At 32.8% G+C, this 21,198-nt stretch carries 22 protein-coding genes; 10 read left to right on the top strand and 12 right to left on the bottom strand.

Annotated elements, in window-relative coordinates; translation table 11 throughout:
* The first annotated feature begins 1 nt into the window (after position 1).
* Positions 2-877, top strand: coding sequence for a LytTR family DNA-binding domain-containing protein (locus WHC90_RS08145; RefSeq protein ID WP_188597982.1), 876 nt, complete (start codon positions 2-4; stop codon positions 875-877).
* A 161-nt stretch (positions 878-1,038) separates the two neighbouring features.
* On the opposite strand, the gene tatA is transcribed toward WHC90_RS08145, so the two are convergent.
* The 3 genes from tatA to rnr all read right to left on the bottom strand — a co-directional run bounded on the left by tatA (position 1,039) and on the right by rnr (position 4,231).
* The gene (gene tatA, locus WHC90_RS08140) at positions 1,039-1,236 is read right to left on the bottom strand and encodes a twin-arginine translocase TatA/TatE family subunit (protein ID WP_188597981.1); all 198 of its coding nucleotides are present in this window, start codon (positions 1,234-1,236) and stop codon (positions 1,039-1,041) included.
* A 39-nt stretch (positions 1,237-1,275) separates the two neighbouring features.
* On the bottom strand, positions 1,276-1,953 hold the full coding sequence (locus WHC90_RS08135; RefSeq protein WP_188597980.1) for a head GIN domain-containing protein: 678 nt from the start codon (positions 1,951-1,953) through the stop codon (positions 1,276-1,278).
* 64 nt (positions 1,954-2,017) lie between these two features.
* Positions 2,018-4,231, bottom strand: a complete 2,214-nt coding sequence (gene rnr, locus WHC90_RS08130; RefSeq protein ID WP_188597979.1) for a ribonuclease R — start codon at positions 4,229-4,231, stop codon at positions 2,018-2,020.
* A gap of 431 nt (positions 4,232-4,662) precedes the next feature.
* On the opposite strand from rnr, the gene WHC90_RS08125 reads away from it, so the two are divergent.
* The 3 genes from WHC90_RS08125 to WHC90_RS08115 all read left to right on the top strand — a co-directional run bounded on the left by WHC90_RS08125 (position 4,663) and on the right by WHC90_RS08115 (position 6,236).
* Positions 4,663-4,824, top strand: a complete 162-nt coding sequence (locus tag WHC90_RS08125; protein WP_188597978.1) for a hypothetical protein — start codon at positions 4,663-4,665, stop codon at positions 4,822-4,824.
* 536 nt (positions 4,825-5,360) lie between these two features.
* On the top strand, positions 5,361-5,792 hold the full coding sequence (rpiB, locus tag WHC90_RS08120) for a ribose 5-phosphate isomerase B (protein ID WP_188597977.1): 432 nt from the start codon (positions 5,361-5,363) through the stop codon (positions 5,790-5,792).
* Positions 5,793-5,795: 3 nt separating this feature from the next.
* Positions 5,796-6,236, top strand: coding sequence for a GNAT family N-acetyltransferase (locus WHC90_RS08115; RefSeq protein ID WP_188597976.1), 441 nt, complete (start codon positions 5,796-5,798; stop codon positions 6,234-6,236).
* Here the strand turns inward: WHC90_RS08115 and WHC90_RS08110 are convergent.
* Together WHC90_RS08110 and WHC90_RS08105 are read right to left on the bottom strand one after the other, a co-directional pair.
* Positions 6,233-6,592 carry a hypothetical protein gene (locus tag WHC90_RS08110; RefSeq protein WP_188597975.1) on the bottom strand — a complete coding sequence of 120 codons (360 nt, stop codon included), beginning with the start codon at positions 6,590-6,592 and terminating at the stop codon, positions 6,233-6,235. The genes WHC90_RS08115 and WHC90_RS08110 overlap by 4 nt on opposite strands.
* A gap of 68 nt (positions 6,593-6,660) precedes the next feature.
* Positions 6,661-7,233, bottom strand: coding sequence for a pseudouridine synthase (locus tag WHC90_RS08105; RefSeq protein WP_188597974.1), 573 nt, complete (start codon positions 7,231-7,233; stop codon positions 6,661-6,663).
* A gap of 205 nt (positions 7,234-7,438) precedes the next feature.
* Here WHC90_RS08105 and recA point away from each other — a divergent pair, with 205 nt between their 5' ends.
* Both recA and WHC90_RS08095 read left to right on the top strand, forming a co-directional pair.
* Entirely contained in the window at positions 7,439-8,446 is a 1,008-nt protein-coding gene (gene recA, locus WHC90_RS08100; protein WP_188597973.1) for a recombinase RecA, read from the top strand.
* Between the two features lie 71 nt (positions 8,447-8,517).
* A complete protein-coding gene (locus tag WHC90_RS08095; protein ID WP_188597972.1) occupies positions 8,518-9,054 on the top strand; it encodes a GNAT family N-acetyltransferase in 537 nt (178 codons plus the stop codon).
* Here the strand turns inward: WHC90_RS08095 and WHC90_RS12390 are convergent, their stop codons facing one another.
* The 3 genes from WHC90_RS12390 to WHC90_RS08085 are packed head-to-tail and all read right to left on the bottom strand — an operon-like array spanning position 9,055 to position 11,127.
* Positions 9,055-9,204 carry a PspC domain-containing protein gene (locus tag WHC90_RS12390; protein ID WP_188597971.1) on the bottom strand — a complete coding sequence of 50 codons (150 nt, stop codon included), beginning with the start codon at positions 9,202-9,204 and terminating at the stop codon, positions 9,055-9,057. It abuts the gene before it with no gap.
* A gap of 29 nt (positions 9,205-9,233) precedes the next feature.
* Positions 9,234-9,665 carry a dUTP diphosphatase gene (dut, locus tag WHC90_RS08090; RefSeq protein ID WP_188597970.1) on the bottom strand — a complete coding sequence of 144 codons (432 nt, stop codon included), beginning with the start codon at positions 9,663-9,665 and terminating at the stop codon, positions 9,234-9,236.
* Positions 9,666-9,669: 4 nt separating this feature from the next.
* Positions 9,670-11,127: a lipopolysaccharide biosynthesis protein gene (locus WHC90_RS08085; RefSeq protein WP_188597969.1), complete on the bottom strand. Its 1,458-nt coding sequence runs from the start codon at positions 11,125-11,127 to the stop codon at positions 9,670-9,672.
* Positions 11,128-11,323: 196 nt separating this feature from the next.
* Here WHC90_RS08085 and WHC90_RS08080 point away from each other — a divergent pair, with 196 nt between their 5' ends.
* Positions 11,324-12,319, top strand: a complete 996-nt coding sequence (locus WHC90_RS08080; protein WP_188597968.1) for an NAD(P)H-dependent glycerol-3-phosphate dehydrogenase — start codon at positions 11,324-11,326, stop codon at positions 12,317-12,319.
* A gap of 48 nt (positions 12,320-12,367) precedes the next feature.
* Here the strand turns inward: WHC90_RS08080 and WHC90_RS08075 are convergent, their stop codons facing one another.
* Entirely contained in the window at positions 12,368-13,720 is a 1,353-nt protein-coding gene (locus WHC90_RS08075) for an aspartate kinase (protein WP_188597967.1), read from the bottom strand.
* Positions 13,721-13,836: 116 nt separating this feature from the next.
* Between WHC90_RS08075 and WHC90_RS08070 the strand changes: the two genes are divergently transcribed.
* A complete protein-coding gene (locus tag WHC90_RS08070; protein WP_188597966.1) occupies positions 13,837-14,496 on the top strand; it encodes a hypothetical protein in 660 nt (219 codons plus the stop codon).
* A gap of 12 nt (positions 14,497-14,508) precedes the next feature.
* On the top strand, positions 14,509-15,777 hold the full coding sequence (locus WHC90_RS08065) for an MFS transporter (RefSeq protein ID WP_188597965.1): 1,269 nt from the start codon (positions 14,509-14,511) through the stop codon (positions 15,775-15,777).
* On the opposite strand, the gene WHC90_RS08060 is transcribed toward WHC90_RS08065, so the two are convergent.
* From WHC90_RS08060 to glpK, 3 genes are read right to left on the bottom strand one after another with little or no spacing between them, the layout of a single operon-like run.
* Complete coding sequence (locus WHC90_RS08060) at positions 15,778-17,427, bottom strand: glycerol-3-phosphate dehydrogenase/oxidase (protein WP_188597964.1); 1,650 nt, start codon at positions 17,425-17,427, stop codon at positions 15,778-15,780. It abuts the gene before it with no gap.
* 12 nt (positions 17,428-17,439) lie between these two features.
* Positions 17,440-17,994: a pyridoxamine 5'-phosphate oxidase family protein gene (locus WHC90_RS08055; protein WP_188597963.1), complete on the bottom strand. Its 555-nt coding sequence runs from the start codon at positions 17,992-17,994 to the stop codon at positions 17,440-17,442.
* A 15-nt stretch (positions 17,995-18,009) separates the two neighbouring features.
* On the bottom strand, positions 18,010-19,494 hold the full coding sequence (gene glpK, locus WHC90_RS08050) for a glycerol kinase GlpK (RefSeq protein WP_188597962.1): 1,485 nt from the start codon (positions 19,492-19,494) through the stop codon (positions 18,010-18,012).
* A gap of 135 nt (positions 19,495-19,629) precedes the next feature.
* On the opposite strand from glpK, the gene WHC90_RS08045 reads away from it, so the two are divergent.
* Positions 19,630-21,105 carry a Na+/H+ antiporter NhaC family protein gene (locus WHC90_RS08045; RefSeq protein ID WP_188597961.1) on the top strand — a complete coding sequence of 492 codons (1,476 nt, stop codon included), beginning with the start codon at positions 19,630-19,632 and terminating at the stop codon, positions 21,103-21,105.
* Positions 21,106-21,198: the final 93 nt, after the last annotated feature.

The raw sequence follows: 21,198 nt of genomic DNA, 5'->3' as shown, positions 1-21,198 counted from the left end.
AATGAATTTTCTAAATACCTGGTTATCAAAACCATATTATTTTAATAATTCTTTTAGCTATAAATTTTTTGTTTGTTTAGGATTTGGTTTTACAATTTTTCTTTTTTTATACATCTTCCAGCCCTTTAATTTTCAGGAGGTAGATAAGCCAATTCAACATGCATTGGGTTTTGGGTTCATAACATTTACCGCACTTTTTTTAACTCATTTTATAGGCCCTTTACTTTTTAAAACCTACTTTAATGAAGATAACTGGGTTATTTGGAAACAAATTGTATTTGGTCTTGTTTCTGTTTTTTTAATTGCGTTAGGAAATGGCATTTATAGAAGTTATTTTTTTGGGGAATATGAAGGTTATTTTTTAGAAACAATATCAAATTGTATTAATCAAACAGTAGCGGTTGGTTTTTTCCCTGTGATTATATTTGTTTTTATTGATGAGAAATTTGCACGAAAAAAACGCTTAAAAAAAGCAGTTAAAATTTCAAAAGAAATTAAAAAATTAACACCAAGTATAAAAACACCTGAACTTATCAAAATATATTCAGAGAATGAAAAAGATTTTTTAGAAATAGTACTTTCTAACTTAGTTTACATCACTTCGCAAAAAAATTATGTAAGCTTTTTTATCTACGATAAAAGAACAAAAGAACTAAAAGAAAAAGTTCTTAGAGTCTCTTTAAAAAAAGTTGAAAACTCTCTAAGCTCGTATGAAAAATTTATAAAATGCCATAGATCCTATATTGTTAATACAAATTATATGGACGCTCTAAAAGGCAATGCACGGAATTATTATTTAGAAACTGAAGTAGTAGATTTTGATATTCCTGTCTCTAGAAATTTTCCTGTTGATCATTTAAAAAAATTAATCAGCTAAGAGCTTCCCATTCGTCCCAAAAACTTCCGTTCTATCACAAACTTTTTAAAAATTTGTGTTTAAGTTGTATTTTTGATGAGTACAATAAATATATATTGGGGGATTTATAGATATTGTAATAAAATGAAAAAGCGCGAACAAATGTTCGCGCTTTTTAGTTTCTATTTTTTCTTTTTATCTATTACCTCTGGTTCATCATCATCTTCTTTAGAGGCTTTCTTAAATTCTTTAATACCTCCACCAAGACCTTTCATTAGTTCGGGAATCTTTCTTCCTCCAAACAATAATAAAATTGCGATTGCAATTAATGCAATTGATGCTCCACCTGGCAATGCTAGAATTATATTTAATGCATTCATTTCTTGTTATTTTAAAGCAAAGATACAAAAAGCTTTTAATTAATTTTTAGGTTCTATACTACCTCCTAAAACTTTTTTTGTTTTAAGATCTTCTGGTGTCCCTTTGTAAAAAATTGAACCACCAAAACTTACTTTTGCTTCTAAGGTTTCTAGCGAATATACTTCTGCCTTACCACCTAATCCAGCACTTACCTTACAAACATTTGAGTTTTTTAATTCAAAGCCGTGGAAAGCACCTCCTGTACTTGCTTCAATGCTTGAATTTTTACTTGTACCAGTTAATTTAATTATTCCTTCACTAACCGCTTTTACTGTTAAGTTTTTAACAGCAATCGTCATATTAATATAAGCTCCTTCTTGAGTTTTAATCGTTACCGTTGTTTGCTCAAAATTTTGAGCGGTAATACTTGAGCCTTCGTTTGCATCAATAACCTTTATCTCTTTATTGTAATAAATAGTCACTTTTACTTTGCTTTTGGAAGGAGTTTTAAAAAAAGGAAAAGATATTCTTAGTGTTTGTTGTACATTTTTTATTTTAACATTTTCAGCCATATCCCCTGTAATCACAATTTTTTGCTCAGGTGATTTTATTAATTCTACATCAATTCCGCTATAAGTTTTAAGTGTAGAAAAATCTGATAATTGTTTACTAACGGTAGTCTGACTAAAAACATTTACCGTTAATAATAAAAAGAAAATAAAAAAATAATTTTTCATAAATTATAAAGTATTCATATCTAATCTGTTAAGCTAATATACTTCTTTAAAGCAAAATTTACTATTATTCCTCTATTAAATAAAAATCTAAATGCTTGCGCTCCAAATCAGTATTTCTAACTTTAACGATTACTTCATCCCCTAATTGCAGCATTTTTTTTGTGGATTGACCAACAATAGCATATTGTTTTTCATCAAAAATATAATAATCACTTTTAATGTCTCTTATACGAACCATTCCCTCACATTTGTTCTCCTTAATCTCTACATAAATACCCCATTCTGTAACTCCAGAAATTACACCTTCAAATTCTTGATCTTTATGATCTTGCATGTATTTAACTTGCATGTATTTAATAGAATCACGTTCTGCTTTAGAAGCTAAATATTCCATTTCAGAAGAATGTTTACATTTTTCTTCATAAATCTCTGATTTAGGTGATTTTCCGCCATCTAAATAATGTTGAAGTAATCGATGTGTCATCACATCAGGATAACGTCTAATAGGTGATGTAAAATGACTGTAGTAATCAAATGCTAATCCGTAGTGACCAATATTTTGCGTAGTGTATTCTGCTTTACTCATAGTTCTAATAGCTAAGGTCTCTACCATATTAGATTCTGCCTTACCATGAACATCAGAAAGTAATTTATTTAAAGATTGAGAAATAACTTCTTTGGATTCTGTTTTTAAAGAATATCCAAATTTACTTACGATCCCTTGTAAAGCATTTAACTTATCAATATTTGGTTCATCATGCACTCGATAAATAAAGGTTTTTTTACTGGGCCTTCCTTTTTCTTGGCCAATAAATTCAGCTACTTTTCTATTGGCAAGCAACATAAACTCCTCAATCAATTTATTTGCGTCTTTAGCTTCTTTAAAAAACACTCCTATTGGATTTGCATCTTTATCTAAATTAAACTTAACCTCTACTCTATCAAAAGAAATAGCACCCGCTTTCATACGTTTACTTCTCATTTTCTTAGCGAGTTCATCTAATTTTAAGGTAGCTTCTACAATTTCTTTAGTCACTGTATATTCTTTATCAAGAATAGAAATATCAGCAGGCATCGTATACGTATCTACTGATTCTAATGTACAGTTTTCTATAATCGATTGTGCTTCTTCATAAGCAAAACGTTGATCAGAATAGGTTACTGTTCTACCAAACCATTGATTGATTAATTGTGCTTTATCATTGATTTCAAAAACGGCAGAAAAAGTTAATTTTTCTTCATTTGGACGCAAAGAACAAACTCCATTTGATAACATTTCTGGTAACATAGGTACTACCCTATCAACTAAATATACTGATGTTGCTCTTTCATAAGCTTCATCATCTAAAATAGTTTTTTCTTGTAAATAATGAGAGACATCTGCAATGTGAATTCCAATCTCATAATTACCATTTTCTAATTTTGTAAATGACAAGGCATCATCAAAATCTTTTGCATCTTTTGGATCAATAGTAAAGGTTAAATCACCTCGCATATCTCTACGTTTAGCAATTTCTTCTTTAGTAATTTCAATAGGAAGATTTTCTGCTTGCTCTTCTACTTCTCTTGGAAACTCATATGGCAAACCATATTCTACCAATATAGAATGCATTTCTGTATTGTGATCACCAGGTTTTCCTAAAACAGTAGTAATTTTTCCAAAAGGATTTTTTGAATTTGATGGCCAGTCAGTTAAGGTTGCCACCACTTTATCTCCATCTTCTGCACCGTTAATTTTGTTCTGTGATACAAAAATATCAGCATACATTTTATTATCATCTGCAATTACAAAACCAAAATTTTTGTTGCGTTGTAATACCCCTACAAATTCTGTTTTTGCACGTTCTAATACTTCAACAACATCAGCTTCTAATTTTTTACTTCCACGTTTGTTATAGGTATATACCTTAACGGTGTCTTTATGTAAACCTTTATTTAAGTTAATAGATGGTATAAAAATATCATCTTCAAAATCATCACATATAAAATATCCATTCCCATTTGAAGTTAAATCTAAAGTACCTATATGGTATTTTCTATCTTCATTAATTTGATATTTTCCTCGATCTGTTTCTTTAATTTTTTTGGTTGCTGTGAGCTCAGCTAATTTTTTTAATATTTGTGTTTTTCCATCGGTATCTGAGATCCCAATTTTTGATGCAATCTGTTTATAATTATAAGATTGAGCGGCATCTTCATTTAATATTTTAAATATGTTTCTAGTTAAATCTTTTATGATTTTACTCTTTTTTTTATAAATTTTTTTGTTTTTCGACATCTGTCTAATTGTATAGTATTATAGTAGCAAATTACAAATAATTAGTGGTATTTATAAATTAAATAAATGTTATAAATACAGCTTGTATTTGCTATGGTTATTTTTAAATTATTAATCACTTAAAGATTAAAATGAGTTATCTCTTAGTATAAGATAGTGATGTAGTAAAAAAAGATAATTAATAAGGAGAGAGAAGTTAGATTGAGTAAACCTAAGTTATTCTTTTAATTGAAGTTTATAAACAATACATCACTAAGCACACAAAGTGATGGTACAAAGGTACGTAATTTCTTTTATATGGATTAAGGTATTATCGTTTACATACTTAACTTACTGTAAAATACTATTTTAGGTTTTATAAAGTTAAATAAATCTTAAATTTTATGTAACAAATAAAATTTATACTCGTCTTTATAATAACAAACTTAGAGATGAAAGCAGTAAAAAAAATAATAGGAATCTTCTTTTTAATATTCTTAACAGGAGTTATTATCTCTGTGCTTTCTATACAAGCTACTTTTAAAAAACCTCAACAAGAAACTGTCAAAGTTTTTGAACCCACAGAATTATTACTTTTAGATAAAACCGTTTAAGTTTTTATTTACACTTATAAACATACTATACTATAATCATTAAAAGAGATTTTAAAATTTAAAAAAGATTGATGTTTATAATATAGTGTTCATAGCTACAATATTTTTTACTTTTTAAATTTTGATATATCACTTATAAGAAAAAGTGAACATTTTATCAGCTATATAAGTAGCTTAAAATCAAACAAATTTTATACTTATTAACAACTATTATAAACATACTTTTAACCATTTTATGGGATAAGTAAAAATTATTTAAGTGTAAATAAATTGTAAATTTTATGTTGATAAATTGAAATCAAAAACTGATAAATAAAGTTGTATATCTAAAAAAACTTCTTGTATTGTAATAAATATTTAAAGAATCAAATTTTCTTTTAAAAATCTACAAATAGTTCTTAACATTTAATTAATTGTGTTAAAGCCTTAATATGATGAGTTTTATTAAAAAATTAAAAAAAGTACCTGTTAATAACTGTTGATAACCATCAATATGTTTATTTTTGTGTATACAAACACAACTAAGACAAACTATTATGACTATTGCGATAGGAAATGATCACGCTGCTACTGATTATAAATTTGAAATTATAAAACAATTAGAAGCCCAAGGACATACTGTTATAAATTTTGGAACAAATGATACTACAAGTATGGATTATCCAGATGCTATACATCCTACAGCAACAGCTGTAGAGACCGGTAAAGCAGATTTTGGTATCATATTATGTGGTAGTGGTAATGGAGCTCAAATGACCGCTAATAAACACAAAGGAATTAGAGCTGCATTGTGTTGGAATAATGAGTTAGTTGCTTTAACACGTCAACATAACGATGCAAATATTTTAGCTATTCCTGCTAGATTTGTTTCTTTACAACAAGCATTAGGTTTTGTAGATATATTTTTAAATACTGCTTTTGAAGGAGGAAGACATAGTACTAGAGTTGATAAAATACCTTGTGCTTAAGTAATGGAATTTTATATTAAAAATTTCAATGAACTAAGCCTTGATGAGCTTTATGAAATACTTCAATTGCGATCTGAGGTTTTTGTTGTAGAACAAAACTGTGTGTATCAAGATCTTGATTTTAAAGATCAAAAAGCACTGCATATTTTTGGTAAAAAAAACGACAAAATTATAGCTTATACACGTATTTTTAAACCTGGTGATTATTTTAAAGATGCAAGTATTGGTAGAGTTATAGTAGCAAAGAATGAAAGAAAATTTGGTTATGGTCACGATCTTTTAAAATTTTCTATAACTTGTATAGAAAAAAAGTACCACACTTCAAAAATCACCATTTCTGCTCAAGTATATCTGACAAAATTTTATACTACACACGGTTTTAAACAAGTTGGAGAACCGTATTTAGAAGACGGAATTCCTCATATAGAAATGTTACATATTTAATACTTTCCAAAGAAAGAACTAATATTAAAATGAACGCGAAGTTCCTTGTTGTTTTTTATAAGTTTAATTTTTAAAACATCAAATGGCTTTTTTTTGTAATACTGAAGTGATTGGCTTACTAAAACCCAATCAGTATGCATCTTTCCATAAACTTTATCTAAATATTCATATTCACTTGCAATTCCTTCTCTAGAGTTTTTAGCGATGACTACTTTTGCCTTATCAAAACTATAACCATCTCCTCCTGTAATAACAACATTATTACTTAAGTTATATTGAACATTCACAGCTTTTTTAGATGTAGAACAAGCTACAGCTACCAGTAAAAAACACAGGTATATTACATTTTTTTTCATAAAGTTTGGTGTTTAGGGTTTCCCTAAATTTACTAAATAAAAAGGAAGTTTCTTAAAAAAAAAGCAACTTATATTAATTTTTCTACTTTTTTAACTTCACCTAATTTTAAATTATTAAGTAAAATTGTCCCTATTCGAACTCTAATTAATCGCAAAGTGGGGTAGCCTACAACCGCAGTCATTTTACGTACTTGTCTAAATTTTCCTTCATTAATAGTTATAGAAATCCAGCTGGTAGGACCGTGTCGTTCATCCCTTATTTTTTGGGTTCTATTCGGAAAATTTGGAGTAGAAATTAAAGTTGCTTTGCAGGGAATGGTTGTGTATTTTTTACCTTCAATACTAATTTCTACTCCTTTTTTTAGTATTTCTATTTCTGCTTGACTAATCACACCATCAACCTGAACATAATATTCTTTTTCTATTTTTTTACTTCTAATATATTCACTAGTTTTTCCATCCGTAGTTAATAACAACAGGCCTTCAGAATTTACATCCAATCGACCAATTGCCATGGTTCCTTCTGGAAAAGAATACAATTCTCCCAACATTTTTTTCTTTCTCTTAGTTTGATTATTGATAAACTGAGAGAGGTACCCATAAGGTTTGTGAAGTATAAAATGCTGGTGAAAATTTTTCAAAAGTAAAAGATTTAATAAGGTAACAAAGTAACAAAACCATTTAGTAATCAACAGAAACTTTTTCTTTTTTATGCATTAAATAATAACTACTTTATTGTGATTGTTGATTTACAATTTTTTTATTTTAAATAAATAAAAGCATAAATAAAAGCTACTTTTTTGTACCTTAGTCGTTCGTATTTTAAAAAAAATAGCAGCAAATATTATGTCAGCAGATAAAGAAAAAACAGCAAAATTAAAAGCATTACAGCTTACCTTGGATAAAATGGACAAAGTCTATGGAAAAGGTGCGGTAATGAAAATGGGCGATAGCCAAGTAGAAGATGTAGAGGCTATTTCTTCTGGTTCATTAGGACTAGATTTAGCATTAGGTGTTGGTGGTTACCCAAGAGGAAGAGTAATTGAAATATACGGACCAGAATCTTCTGGTAAAACAACCTTAACGCTTCATGCAATTGCAGAAGCTCAAAAAGCAGGAGGGATTGCTGCTTTTATTGATGCAGAACACGCTTTTGATCGTTTTTATGCAGAAAATTTAGGAGTTGATATTGATAACCTTATTATATCTCAGCCAGATTATGGAGAGCAAGCTTTAGAAATTGCAGACAATTTAATTAGCTCTGGTGCAATTGACATCGTGGTAATTGATTCTGTGGCCGCATTAACTCCAAAATCAGAAATTGAAGGAGAAATGGGTGATTCTAAAATGGGTCTTCATGCTCGTTTAATGTCACAAGCGTTACGTAAATTAACAGGAACCATTAGTAAGACAAAATGTACTGTAATTTTCATTAACCAATTAAGAGAAAAAATAGGTGTGATGTTTGGAAACCCAGAAACCACTACCGGTGGTAATGCATTAAAATTTTATGCTTCTGTTCGTTTAGATATTCGAAGAAGAACGCAAATTAAAGATGGAGAACGTGTTATTGGAAACAGTACCAAGGTTAAAATTGTTAAAAACAAAGTAGCACCACCTTTTCAGGTTGCAGAGTTTGATATTATGTATGGAAAAGGAATTTCTAAAGTTGGAGAAGTCTTGGATATTGGTGTAGAATTAGGAATCATTAAAAAAAGTGGTTCTTGGTTTAGTTATGGAGATACAAAACTTGGACAAGGAAGAGATGCTGTTAAAGGTGTTATTCAAGACAACCCAGAGTTAATGGAAGAGTTAGAAGTAAAAATTAAAGAAGCAATAAATAATCAAGATTAAGTATTTTTAAAAGTTCTACTTAATTAAAAAGCTATTTCAATATATTGAAATAGCTTTTTTACTTTTGTACAATGATCCAGATTACACCGAAGCTTTCTTTACAAACAATCAATGACACTGATTGTGATTTGCTATTTTCTTTAATGAAAGAAGTATATCCAAAGGCCTACGCCCATTTTTGGAAAGACGATGGGAGTTGGTACCTGTCTTCTCAATATTCAAAAACAAACATTTTAAAAGAGTTGTCCCAAGAAAAAAGTGACTATTATTTTGTGTTGTTTAACAATGAAATTATAGGAAACTTTAGAGTTGTTTGGGATGAAAAATTAGCGGGAATCCCAACCGAGAAACAACTTAAACTACACCGAATATATTTAGATTCAAAAGTTCAGGGAGAAGGCATAGGAAAGACATTGCTTAGCTGGTTAGAATCAAACGCAAAAGAAAAAAACTATCAAACAATTTGGTTGGATGCGATGAATGAGCAAGCACAAGCTTTTGAGTTTTATAAAAAGTTAGGCTATCAATATCACTCTCATTGTTTTTTAGACTTTACTTTATTAAAAGATGAAGTCCGTAAAATGAGTCAAATATATAAAAATATGTAGCTATTTAGAAAACATTTTAACGAACCACAGTATTAAATACAAACCAATACCAAAACCAGCGAATAAAACACATACAACAAACGCTATTCTTATGTTTTGTGTTTTCCACCCTAACTTACCACTTAACCACTCTGAGACTCCTAAAATCATAATTCTGCTATTTAAGTTATATTAATTACTTATACCCCTGTACTACCAAAACCTCCAGCACCACGCTTAGTTTGGTTTAAAACAGCTACTTCTTGCCAATCAACACGCTCATGTTTTGCAATAACAAGTTGTGCTATGCGTTCTCCGTCATTAATAACAAATTCATCGCTTGATAAGTTAACCAAAATAACTCCAATCTCTCCGCGATAATCAGCATCAACAGTTCCTGGAGAATTTAAGACCGTAATCCCTTTTTTAGCAGCCAAACCACTTCTCGGTCTAACTTGTGCTTCAAAACCAACAGGTAATGCAATATATAAACCTGTTTTGACAATGGCTCTTTCTAAGGGCTTTAAACGAATTGCCTCGTCAATATTTGCTCGCAAATCCATTCCTGCAGAGCCTGCTGTTTCATAACTAGGTGTTTGATGCTTTGATTTATTGATGATCTGTACTTGCATAATTTTAGCGTTTCAAAAATTGTTTAATGGTTGCTTTTTCTAAGAGATATATCAGTACAAAGAAACCAAAAATTGCCGAGATAGAAAACCAGTAATTTCCTCGAAATTCTAAAAATGACAATGCGCAAAATGCGACTGAAATAACCAGATAAAAACCAATCTTTTTTAGTTCATAAGGGACTTTGTAATACTTTTTTCCAATATAATATGAACAGGTAACCATAAAACCATAGGTTAGTAGGGTGGCCCAAGCCGAAGCAATAAAACCTATTTCAGGAATCATAACTACGTTAAACACGATGGTTATTAGGGCACCTAAAATAGAAAAATACATGCCGTATTGAGTTTTATCGGTTAGTTTGTACCAAACGGATAAATTATTATAAATTCCTAAAAACAAATTGGCAAGTAAAATGATAGGAACAATTTGTAGGGCTTGAAAATATTCTGGTTTTCCAAGTAAAATTTTAGCAAAGACATCAATAAACAAAACAACGATTAACATAAATAAAGCACCAAATAAGGTAAACCAGGTTAAGATTTTCGCATAGTTTTCTTTGGCGTTTTTGCTTGCAGCATGATTAAAGAAAAAAGGCTCTGCACCCAATCGAAAAGCCATGATATACAAGGTCATAAACACACCGAGTTTATAGCAGGCTGCATAGATTCCCATTTGCTCTTTTCCGATCAATTGACCCAATAATAATTTGTCTAAATTTTCATTGGTTACAAAGGCCAAACTACCCACCATGATAGGAATACTATAGCGAAGCATTTTTTTAAGCAACTGAAAATCAAAATCAATTTTAAACTTAAAAACAATAGGAAATAACAATATAAAAGTAGTTGCACTGGCAATGGTACCGGCAACGAAAATATGCATGACTTTTGGATATGAATTGTAGTATTCTATGATAAAGTTTGGCAAATAAATTCCGTTTTTAATTGCATGTGGAACAAACCATAAAAAGAAAACATTTAAGACTGCAAAAATTAAAATATTTAAGATTTTATATATGGTAAAATGCATAGGTTTGTTTGCAACCCGCAAATAGGCATAGGGGATCACTACCAAAGTATCTAAGGTAATGGTCCATACTAGTAATTTAAAAAACAAAGGGTTTTGAAAATCAAAAAAAGCACTGAGTTCATTGCTATATAGCAACATCAAAATCAAAAAAATCAAGCTAGTAACTGTTAAGCTAATAAAGGCTGTTGATATGGTTTTACCCTTTTCTTTTTCTTTAGAAAAAAATCGAAAAAAAGCAGTTTCCATACCAAAGGTTAACAAAGCATTGAAATAGGCTGCATACACGTAGTAATCTGTATTGATTGCATAGGTGTTGGCTTCTAGGGTAGAAGTGTGAAGCCTTACTAAAAAGATGTTAATTGCTCTTGGCAAAACAGCGGCAATCCCATAGATGATTGTATCTTTAAAAAAGCGCTTTAAGCCGTTTACCATAGGTGTTTATCTTGTGTGTGTGTACTCTCTTTAAAAAGAATAATAAGCAGTGTATTTCTTTGTTTTTAAAACAAAGAGGTTTTTTGTACCGAATCTATATCCGTATAAATGTTTAGACAAATATAATAATTACCTTAAGCATTGTGACATAGAACATAGTTTTCTTATTTTTGACCTAACAAATGATTCATACGTAATGAGCAATAGTACTAAAATAGCAGTAATAGGAGGAGGTAGCTGGGCTACAGCCATTGTAAAAATGTTGTCTGAAAATTTAGAAAGCGTTGGGTGGTATATGAGGAGTGTCTATGCCATAGAGCATATTAAACGCAACAAACACAACCCTAATTATTTGAGTTCTGCAGAGTTGAACCCAAAGCAGCTAATACTATCTAGTGACATAAATGAAATAGTGGCTGCTTACGATATTTTAATTTTTGCAATTCCCTCTGCTTTTCTAAAAACTGAGCTTGAAAAATTAACGGTATCACTAGAAAACAAAACCATCTTTTCTGCAATCAAAGGAATTGTACCAGAAACAGGCTTAATTGTAGGGGAACATTTTCAACAGGTATATAATGTCCCATTAGAAAATATTGGAGTCATCAGCGGTCCTTGTCATGCAGAAGAAGTTGCTATGGAACGACTGTCTTATCTAACCATCGCTTGTCAAGATCCAGCAAAAGCCAAAATATTGAGTAAAGCAATTGCAGGAAGATATATCAAAACTAAGATTTCTGATGATATTGTTGGAACTGAGTACGCTGCGATGTTAAAGAATATTTATGCCATTGCAGCAGGTATTGCTCATGGACTTGGTTATGGAGACAATTTTCAAGCAGTACTTATGAGTAACGCCATTAGAGAAATGAAGCGTTATATTAAAAAGGTACACCGCATGAAAAGAAATATTAATAACTCTGCTTACTTGGGAGATTTATTGGTTACAGGCTATTCTACTTTTAGCAGAAACAGAATGTTTGGAAACATGATTGGTAAAGGCTATACAGTAAAATCAGCGATGATGGAAATGAGTATGGTTGCAGAAGGTTATTACGCGGTAAAAAGCGCTTATGAAATCAAACAAAAAACAGGTACGAGAACTCCAATCATCGATGCTGTATATGCTGTACTTTATGGCGGAAAAGAAGCAAAAGATCAGTTTGAAAAATTAACAAACAAAATGAACTAGTTGTTTGTACAGTTAATAACGATTTTACATAGGTGTTAATCTTTCGTCTTAACCGATCAATTGCTCCATGGGTTTTTCTATACTTTTGTTAAACAATCCTTGGTTTAATGCATTTAATGCAGCTACTTTATCGGATGTCTTCACCAACAAAGATACATTATAATTACTTCCCCCGTAAGAAATCATTCGAATTGGTATCCCTTTTAATGAATTAAAGACGGTCGCGCTTTCTCCTTCTTTGTTTTGAGAAAAGTCTCCAGCGACACAAATTATACTCAAGGTACTGTCTACTTCTACTTTTCCTAAAGCCTCTAATTCTGAGATGATTGCCTCTAAATACCGTGTGTCATCTATGGTTAAAGAGACGGCTACCTCAGAGGTGGTAATCATGTCTATTGGTGTTTTGTATTTTTCAAAAACTTCAAAAACAGTCTTTAAAAACCCATAGGCCAATAGCATTCTGTACGATTTTATTTTGATTGCTGTAATTCCATCTTTTGCCGCAATTGCTCTCACGCCTTTTTTAACAGCATTGTTTTTTATAATCGTTCCTCTTGCACTGGGATTAAACGTGTTTTTTAACAATACCGGAATCGCGTTGTCTTTTGCGGGGATTAGACTTTGAGGATGCAAAATCTTTGCACCAAAATAAGCCAGTTCTGCTGCCTCATCAAAAGAAATTTCTTCTATAGAGAAGGTGTTGTTTACATATCGGGGATCATTGTTGTGCATGCCATCAATATCTGTCCAAATTTGAACCTCAGTAGCTGCAATTGCCGCTCCAATTAACGATGCGCTATAATCACTACCACCTCGTTGTAAATTGTCAATTTCACCCACACTATTTTTACAAATAAAGCCCTGAGTAATCCATAATTTTTGCTCAGGCTGTTGTTTGAGTATTGGATTTAATTTTTTAGAGATATAAGGAATATTAGGTTCCTTATTTTCATCTATTTTCATAAAATCTAAAGCAGAGAGTAGGCAAGAAGAGATGTTTCGCTCATCCAAATACAATTGCACCAAATTTGTTGAAATAATTTCTCCTTGGGCCAAGACAAACAAAGCGTCGTTTGTGGTAAATGGTTTGTTTTTAAAGGCTCTTATATCTGAAAAAATCTGAGTGACAAAATTTTTAGCGCTTAGTTGATAGCTTTTATTTTGATACAGTTCATCAATTAAAGGTAAATAGCTGTCATAAAGCAAATCCAATTGTAGGTTTGCTTCTTCAAAAGAGTTGTTTTCAAGAGCATTGTTAATGGCAACCAAGGCATTGGTTGTACCAGATACCGCAGACAAAACTACTATTTTGGGTGCTGAGCACTCTGTTATAATTTTCACTACTTGTTGAATGCTACTAGCCGTTCCAACAGAAGTTCCTCCAAACTTTAATACGATCATTTTAATGATAAATTTCAGCAAAAAAACAACGAAAAGTTACATTGTACAATTTTATTTGATATTTTTACATTTTATAACAAGATGTTTAATATTAAACAACAGTAAGGTTTTTACTTATGAAAACAATACAAGAAGCTGTAGAGAGCACCATTAGAAAAACACCTTTCATAGAAGAGGCGTTGAATGAAAAATTGATAAATGTATCATCATTGGCGCGTATTATTTTGCCAGATGTAACAGCAATATTAAAAAAAGAAGTCAAAATTGGTGCTGTGATGATGGCTATCAACAGGTTATCACCAGCCAGTGAATTGCGCATTCGAAAAAACATTAAAAAACTAGCCTTTAATTTGGGTGATTTTATTGTCCGCTCTGACCTCTGTGATTTTACTTTTAAAAACACACCGTCATTGCTTAAAGAAATCGCTAAAATATTAAGCCAATCTGCAGATAGCAACGATTATTTTTTAACTGTTTCTCAAGGTATTTTTGAAACAAACATTGTTACAAGTAAAAATTTAAAACCCTTTGTCGAAGCAATTTTTGAACAAGAAACTTTAATTAATAGTGTATTAGATCTTGCTTCAATTACAATCAAACTACCGACAGGAAATTTAGATCAATCTGGAATCTATTATTTTATTTTAAAACAATTAGCTTGGGCAGACATCCCTTTACAAGAAATTATTTCTACAACCAATGAAATGACTATTGTGGTTAAAGAAAAGGATGTAAATGAAACCTTTGCAATTTTAATGGATATGAAGCGTAGCTAATCTGTTGATAGCATGAAAAAGAATGACCCATACGCCTCTTTAAGAATTAAAGAGTTTAATTATTTTTTACTACTTCGGTTTGCATTAATTTTTGGCTGGTCCATGCAATTTATAATTGTAGAATGGCAGGTGTATAGCCTTACAAAAGACCCTTTATCTTTAGGGGTGATAGGTTTGTTAGAGGTAATCCCAGCAGTAACCATGGCGCTATTTGCGGGTCATATTGTTGATCAAAGAGAAAAAAGAAACCTATTAGCCTTGTGCATAGCTGTTTTTTCTTTGATTAGTTTGGGGCTGTTTTTACTTACTTGGCCAGAAATTGTTTCGGATTGGTCTTCTCAGACTGTTCTTTATAGCATTTATGGTTTGGTCTTTTTTGGAGGCTTTTTACGATCCTTTTTTGGACCCACTATTTTCTCTTTACTAGCATTAATTGTCCCTAAAAAGCTTTATCCCAACGCAGCAACTTGGAGCAGTTCTACTTGGCAAATGGCATCAGTATTTGGCCCTGCCATGGCTGGATTTTCTATCGCTTGGATAGGTGTACACTGGTCTTTATGTATCGTTTTTACCCTAGTATTGATTGCATTTCTGTTGGTTTTTAAAATCTCTAAAAAACCAATTTTAAATCCAAATTTAGGAGAGCCCATCTTACAAAGCTTAACAGACGGTCTTAAGTTTGTTTTTAAAACAAAAGCTGTTTTAGGAGCCTTAACCTTAGACATGGTCTCGGTTCTTTTTGGCGGTGCTGTAGCCTTGCTTCCTATTTTTGCTCAAGATATTTTAAAGGTCGGTCCCGAAGGATTTGGAGCGCTTAGAGCCGCACCTGCTATTGGCGCCTTAATTACCATGTTAATTACCGCTTATATCCCGATTAGTAAAAATGCAGGATTGAAATTGCTCATGGCTATTTTTGGTTTTGGACTTAGTATTATTGTTTTTGGACTCTCTTCTATCTTTTGGGTTTCGTTAGTTGCCTTATTTTTTAGTGGAGTTACTGATGGCGTTTCTATGGTCATCCGACAAACCATCCTACAACTTAAAACGCCAGATCATATGAGAGGGCGCGTGGCATCAGTTAATTCTATCTTTGTAGGCTCTTCTAATGAACTCGGAGCTTTTGAAAGTGGAGTAACAGCAAAATTAATGGGTACTGTTACAGCGGTTGTTTTTGGAGGAACTATGACACTGATCACTGTAGTTACTACAGGAATCGTTTCTCCTTCTTTTAGATCATTAGATTTGACCAAAGATTTTGAAGAGAATGAAAAAGAAGCATAATTAGTCTAGAAAACTAGTTGTTTGTTTGAGGTTAGTCTCTAATTCTAAACGATGTTCGTCCGTAGTATTTTCATCCCAAGAAAAACAGTTTTTAAAAAAATGTAGTACAAAATTTTTGTGTTTTTCTACGCTGGGTTTGTCAAAATACATTCTTCCAGTTCTTCGCATAAAAAAATCAGTAGGGCTACAGCACATTTCATTTTTGATACTAAAATTCAATTCGGCTTCAAGCAATGATATTACTGGGTCTTTGCCAGCTAAACTGTTATATTTTTTTAGGATTTGAGCTGTTTGATTGCCATAGTTATGCACCAAATAATTGGCATCATTTTTTGTGAAACCATCTTTTTTTAGCTCATCATAAACGCTGTTTACATATAGTTTAACGGCCTTGTAGTCTTTAAAATCACCGCCAGTAAGGACAATATCTTCAGTGGCAATTTCTCCAAACTTAACGCCGTGTTTTCTAAGGGCTTTTTTGCTAACCAAATCAACAATTCTTTCGGCCATTTTTCGGTATCCGGTTAGTTTGCCTCCTGCAATAGAGATTAATTCTGATTCTGATACAAAAATTTCATCCTTTCTAGACAATTCTGATGCAGATTTACCTTCTTCATGGATAAGTGGTCTTAACCCTGCCCAAGATGATTGTATGTCCTCTAGCTGTAAATTGACCATTGGAAACATATTGTTTACGGCTGATATTAAATAGGTGGCATCGACCAAATTAACAGACACCTTGTTTTTATCTTTTTGAAAGTTTGTATCTGTGGTTCCAAAATAGGTGATTTTACCTCGTGGGATTGCAAACATCATTCTGCCGTCAGGAATATCAAAATACACGGATTGCTTTACTGGAAACTTTTCATGGGCCACAACCAAGTGAACCCCCTTAGTTAGATGCAATCGCTTACCAGTTTTAGAATGGTTTAGCTGTCGAAGCTCATCTACCCATGGACCACAAGCATTTACAACATAAGAGGCTTTAATTTCAAAGTTTTCTCCAGTATATGTTTCTTTAGCTTTTGCACCAACCACCTTCTCTTCGTTATAAATAAACTCTGTCAGCGCTGTGTAGTTTAACACCGTTGCTTTATACTTTAAAGCTGTTTTTAATACCTCTAAGGTTAATCGGGCATCATCAGTTCTGTATTCTGCGTAGTAACCAGCTCCTTTTAAAATATTTTCTGGTAATAGAGGTTCTTTTTCTAAGGCTTCATTTTTAGACAGCATTTTTCGTTTATCATCCCCTTCTACATGGGCTAAAATATCATAGATTTTTAAACCAATAGAGGTAAGCCATGATCCATAAGAACCACCTTCAATTAAGGGTAAAATCATCTTTTCTGGCAAGACCAAATGAGGGGCTAATTTATGAACCACTGCACGTTCTGTTCCGACCTCTTTTACCAACCAAAAATCAAATTGTTTTAAGTATCTCAAGCCGCCATGAATCAATTTTGTTGATTTGCTACTGGTTCCAGATGCAAAATCGTTTTTTTCTATCAGTGCTACTTTAAGCCCTCTAGAGGCGGCATCTAATGCGATTCCCGCTCCAGTGATGCCTCCACCAACCACCAATAAATCAAAATGAGTGTTTTGTAATTTTTTAAGAATCTGAGGTCTATTTAAATATGAAAAATTGTTCATCTATTTTGTAGGTTAAGATTTGTTAGGGCTAATAATTTGTGTTTCCAATCCGTCAATACTGTGTTGGTTTTTTTCTTTCCAATACTCTTCTATTCCAGGTTTTCCTTTTTCTAGAGCCCAATTGTTAAGTTCTTCTCGTTCTCCTTGGTATTCGTAAAAAGGAATAGACATCCCGCAGGAAGTTTGTGCACTTTCTATTTCTATATCAAAGATTTGTCTTGAGCCGGGTGTAATCGGAAACAGTTTTATCAGCTTTTCCCAGTCTTTATCTTTTGGTTTGATTTCGGTTCCTTTTCCATAGAGTCTAAGAATGTTTGGAGCTCCTTCAAAGGCACAAAACATTAAGGTTATTCTGTTGTTGTCTAGCAAATGCGCTGCGGTTTCATTACCGCTTCCGGTAACATTTAACCACAAAACCCGGTTTGGACTAATTACCCTAAAAGAATCCATGCCTTTAGGAGACAAATTAATACGCCCTGAATTAGGGGCTGTAGCCACAAAGAATATTTTTTGAGCTTCAATAAATTTTTGAAGTCTTGATGTAATTGTATGATAAAACTTTGACATATTTTTATTTGGAGTTTAATCGATCCAGTTTTTAGTTCGTTCTAATGCTTTTAACCATTTTTTATAAAGCCGTTCTCTTTTTTCTATTGAAAAGGTAGGCTTAAATTCCTTGTCAATTTTTCTGTGATTTTGCAACTCTTCTTGTTTCCATAAACCCACACAAATCCCAGCCAAATACGCTGCACCCATCACCGTTGTTTCTGTAATTTTTGGACGTTGGACTACAGCATCTAATAAATCAGCCTGAAACTGCATAAGTAAATTGTTTTCTGCAGCACCACCATCCACTTTTAAAATATTAATTTTTATTTGAGCATCTTCTTGCATCGCTTCTATGACGTCTTTTGACTGATAGGCCAAAGATTGTAAAGTTGCTTTTATTAAGTGGTTTTTACCCGTATCTCTGGTCAATCCAAAAATAGCGCCTCGTGCATACATATCCCAATAAGGAGCTCCTAAGCCCGCAAATGCAGGAACTACCACTACAGGGTTTTCTTCTGTAATCAGGCTTGAAAACAACTCACTTTCTTCTGCTGTTTCAATTAAATTAAGGCCATCTCTAAGCCACTGAATAGCGGCGCCTGCAATAAAAACGCTTCCTTCTAAGGCATAGTAAATTTTATCATCAATACCCCAGGCAATGGTGGTTAACAAACCATTGTTAGAATACATTGCCTGTGTTCCTGTATTCATTAACATAAAGCAACCTGTTCCGTAGGTGTTTTTTGTATCGCCTTTCGTAAAACAAGTTTGTCCAAAAAGAGCAGCCTGTTGATCGCCTGCAATCCCCGTTATAGGAATTGAGACTTCTCCTAATTCTAGATTTCCAAAATGATAGGAAGAGGGTTTTACCTGTGGCAGCATGTTTAGAGGAATCTCCAAAGCGTCAAGCAAAGTTGGGTCCCAACAGCAGTTTTCAATGTCAAAAAGTAGTGTTCTAGAGGCGTTGCTATAATCTGTTGCATGGACCTTGCCATTTGTAAAGTTCCACAACAGCCAAGTGTCTATGGTTCCAAAAAGTAAATCTCCGTTTGCGGCATCAGCTTTTGCTCCAGGGACATGTTTTAAAATCCAATGAATTTTTGTGGCAGAAAAATAGGCATCAATCACCAAACCTGTGGTTTTTTTAACCTGTTTTTCTAGCCCTTTTTTTATAAGGTCCTCGCAAATATTTGCGGTTCGATTGTCTTGCCAAACGATTGCATTATAAATGGGTTTTCCGGTGTGTTTGTTCCAAACAACCGTTGTTTCTCGTTGATTGGCAATGCCAATTCCAACAATTTCAGAGGGCAAAACCTTGTTATTTTTAAGCAAGGTCTGTAAAGTGGCAAGTTGACTGTTAAGAATTTCCATGGGGTCATGTTCTACCCAACCAGGCTCTGGAAAAATCTGACTAAACTCTTGTTGCTCTATGGCAACGAGGCCCCCACTTGCGTTAATAAGCGCAGCTCTTGAACTTGTAGTCCCTTGGTCTAATGCGATGATATAAGAGTCTGCCATAACTGCTGTAAAGTATCCGCAACCAATTTACAAAAAATAGTGCAGCTCTTAGTTTGATTAACATTAATTAATCAATGAAAATGAACTTTTAAGTTCTCTTTAAATTCTTACCTTTAGCGGACAAACAAAGAACTTATGGATTACGGATTTCTATCAGTGTTGCCTCCCATCATTGCCATTATTTTAGCTTTAAGAACTAAACAAGTTTACATTGCCTTATTATTTGGTATTTGGTTTTCTTGGTTGATTATTAAAGGGTGGAATCCTTTGGATGGAACCTTGGCGATGATAGAAGGGATGGTCAATGTTTTTAAATCAGAAGGAAATACCCGAACCATTATGTTTAGTGCCTTAGTAGGAGCGCTTTTGATCTTTATTCAGTTTTCAAGAGGGGTAGAGGGCTTTATTAATATTTTAAACAAACTTATTGAAAGAGTAGAAAAAAAGCAAGTTGGGTATAGCAGAGTTGTGGTACAGGTTCTAGCAACCCTAACGGGTTTGTTGTTGTTTGTAGAAACCAGCATTAGTTCTTTAACGGTTGGAACTTTATACAGACCTGTTTTTGACAAACTAAAAATACCGAGAGAAAAACTGGCGTACATAGCAGATTCTAGCTCGGCACCTTCTTCTATTTTAATTCCATTTAATGCTTGGGGAGCCTTTATTATGGGCCTGTTGCTTACCCAGGGAATAGACAAACCATTTTCTGTAATGATGAGTTCTATTAAGTATAATTTTTACCCGCTTTTGGCCATCGCCATCGTCTTTATCGTCATTTTTACTAAAAAGGATTGGGGTGCCATGAAAAAAGCAGAAAAGCGAACTCGAGAAACCGGGTTGTTAATGAACGAAGGATCCACACCGATGGTTTCTGATGCTGTGACTTCTTTTCCGCCAAAAGAAGGAATTAAGGCAAAAGCCTATAATATGATTGTTCCTTTAGGTGTCATGGTTTTTATGATGCCAATTAATTTAATTTATACCGGGTGGGATAGTGTAAAATCATCGACCTCATTTTTAGATCAGATCTCTCAAGCAATAGGAAACGGATCAGGATCTTCTTCTGTTTTGTATGCGGTTATTGCATCCTTATTAGTAGCCATAAGCATGTATTTTATTCAAGGGATAATGAAGCCTAAAGAAGCGGTAGATTTAACTCTTAAAGGAATCAGCGAGCTTATGCCATTAGCCCTGTTAATGTTGTTGGCATTTGCCATAGGCGATGCTTGTAAAGAATTAGAAACAGGAGTCTATGTTGCCAATGCGACCAAAGAATGGCTTTCGCCAGAACTGTTACCTGCAGTGGTTTTTGTCATCAGCTCATTTATTGCCTTTTCTACAGGGACCTCTTGGGGAACTTTTGCCATAATGATGGCGATATCTATCCCGATGGCAAACATTCATGGGGCTGATATCACTATTGTTGTAGCAGCAACCTTGGGTGGTGGTATTTTTGGAGATCATTGTTCGCCGATTTCAGATACCTCTATAATTTCTTCAATGGCCTCTGCCAGTGATCATATAGATCATGTAAAAACCCAATTACCTTATGCACTTGTTGGTGGAGTGATTACCACAATCTTGTATTTATTAATTGGTTTTTTAGTTTAATATGAAGCTAAACCTTTGACAAACTTAAATTTCAGCTATATTTTTATACATTTACTAACTAAACTAGAAGGCAAGCCTATACTGTCTTGCTTA

Origin of the sequence: Polaribacter pacificus, from assembly GCF_038024035.1 — a bacterium.
Classification (GTDB): Bacteria; Bacteroidota; Bacteroidia; order Flavobacteriales; family Flavobacteriaceae; genus Polaribacter; species Polaribacter pacificus.
The sequence above is the reverse complement of the archived record's forward strand: the minus strand, read 5'-3'. Positions and strand labels throughout refer to the sequence as shown.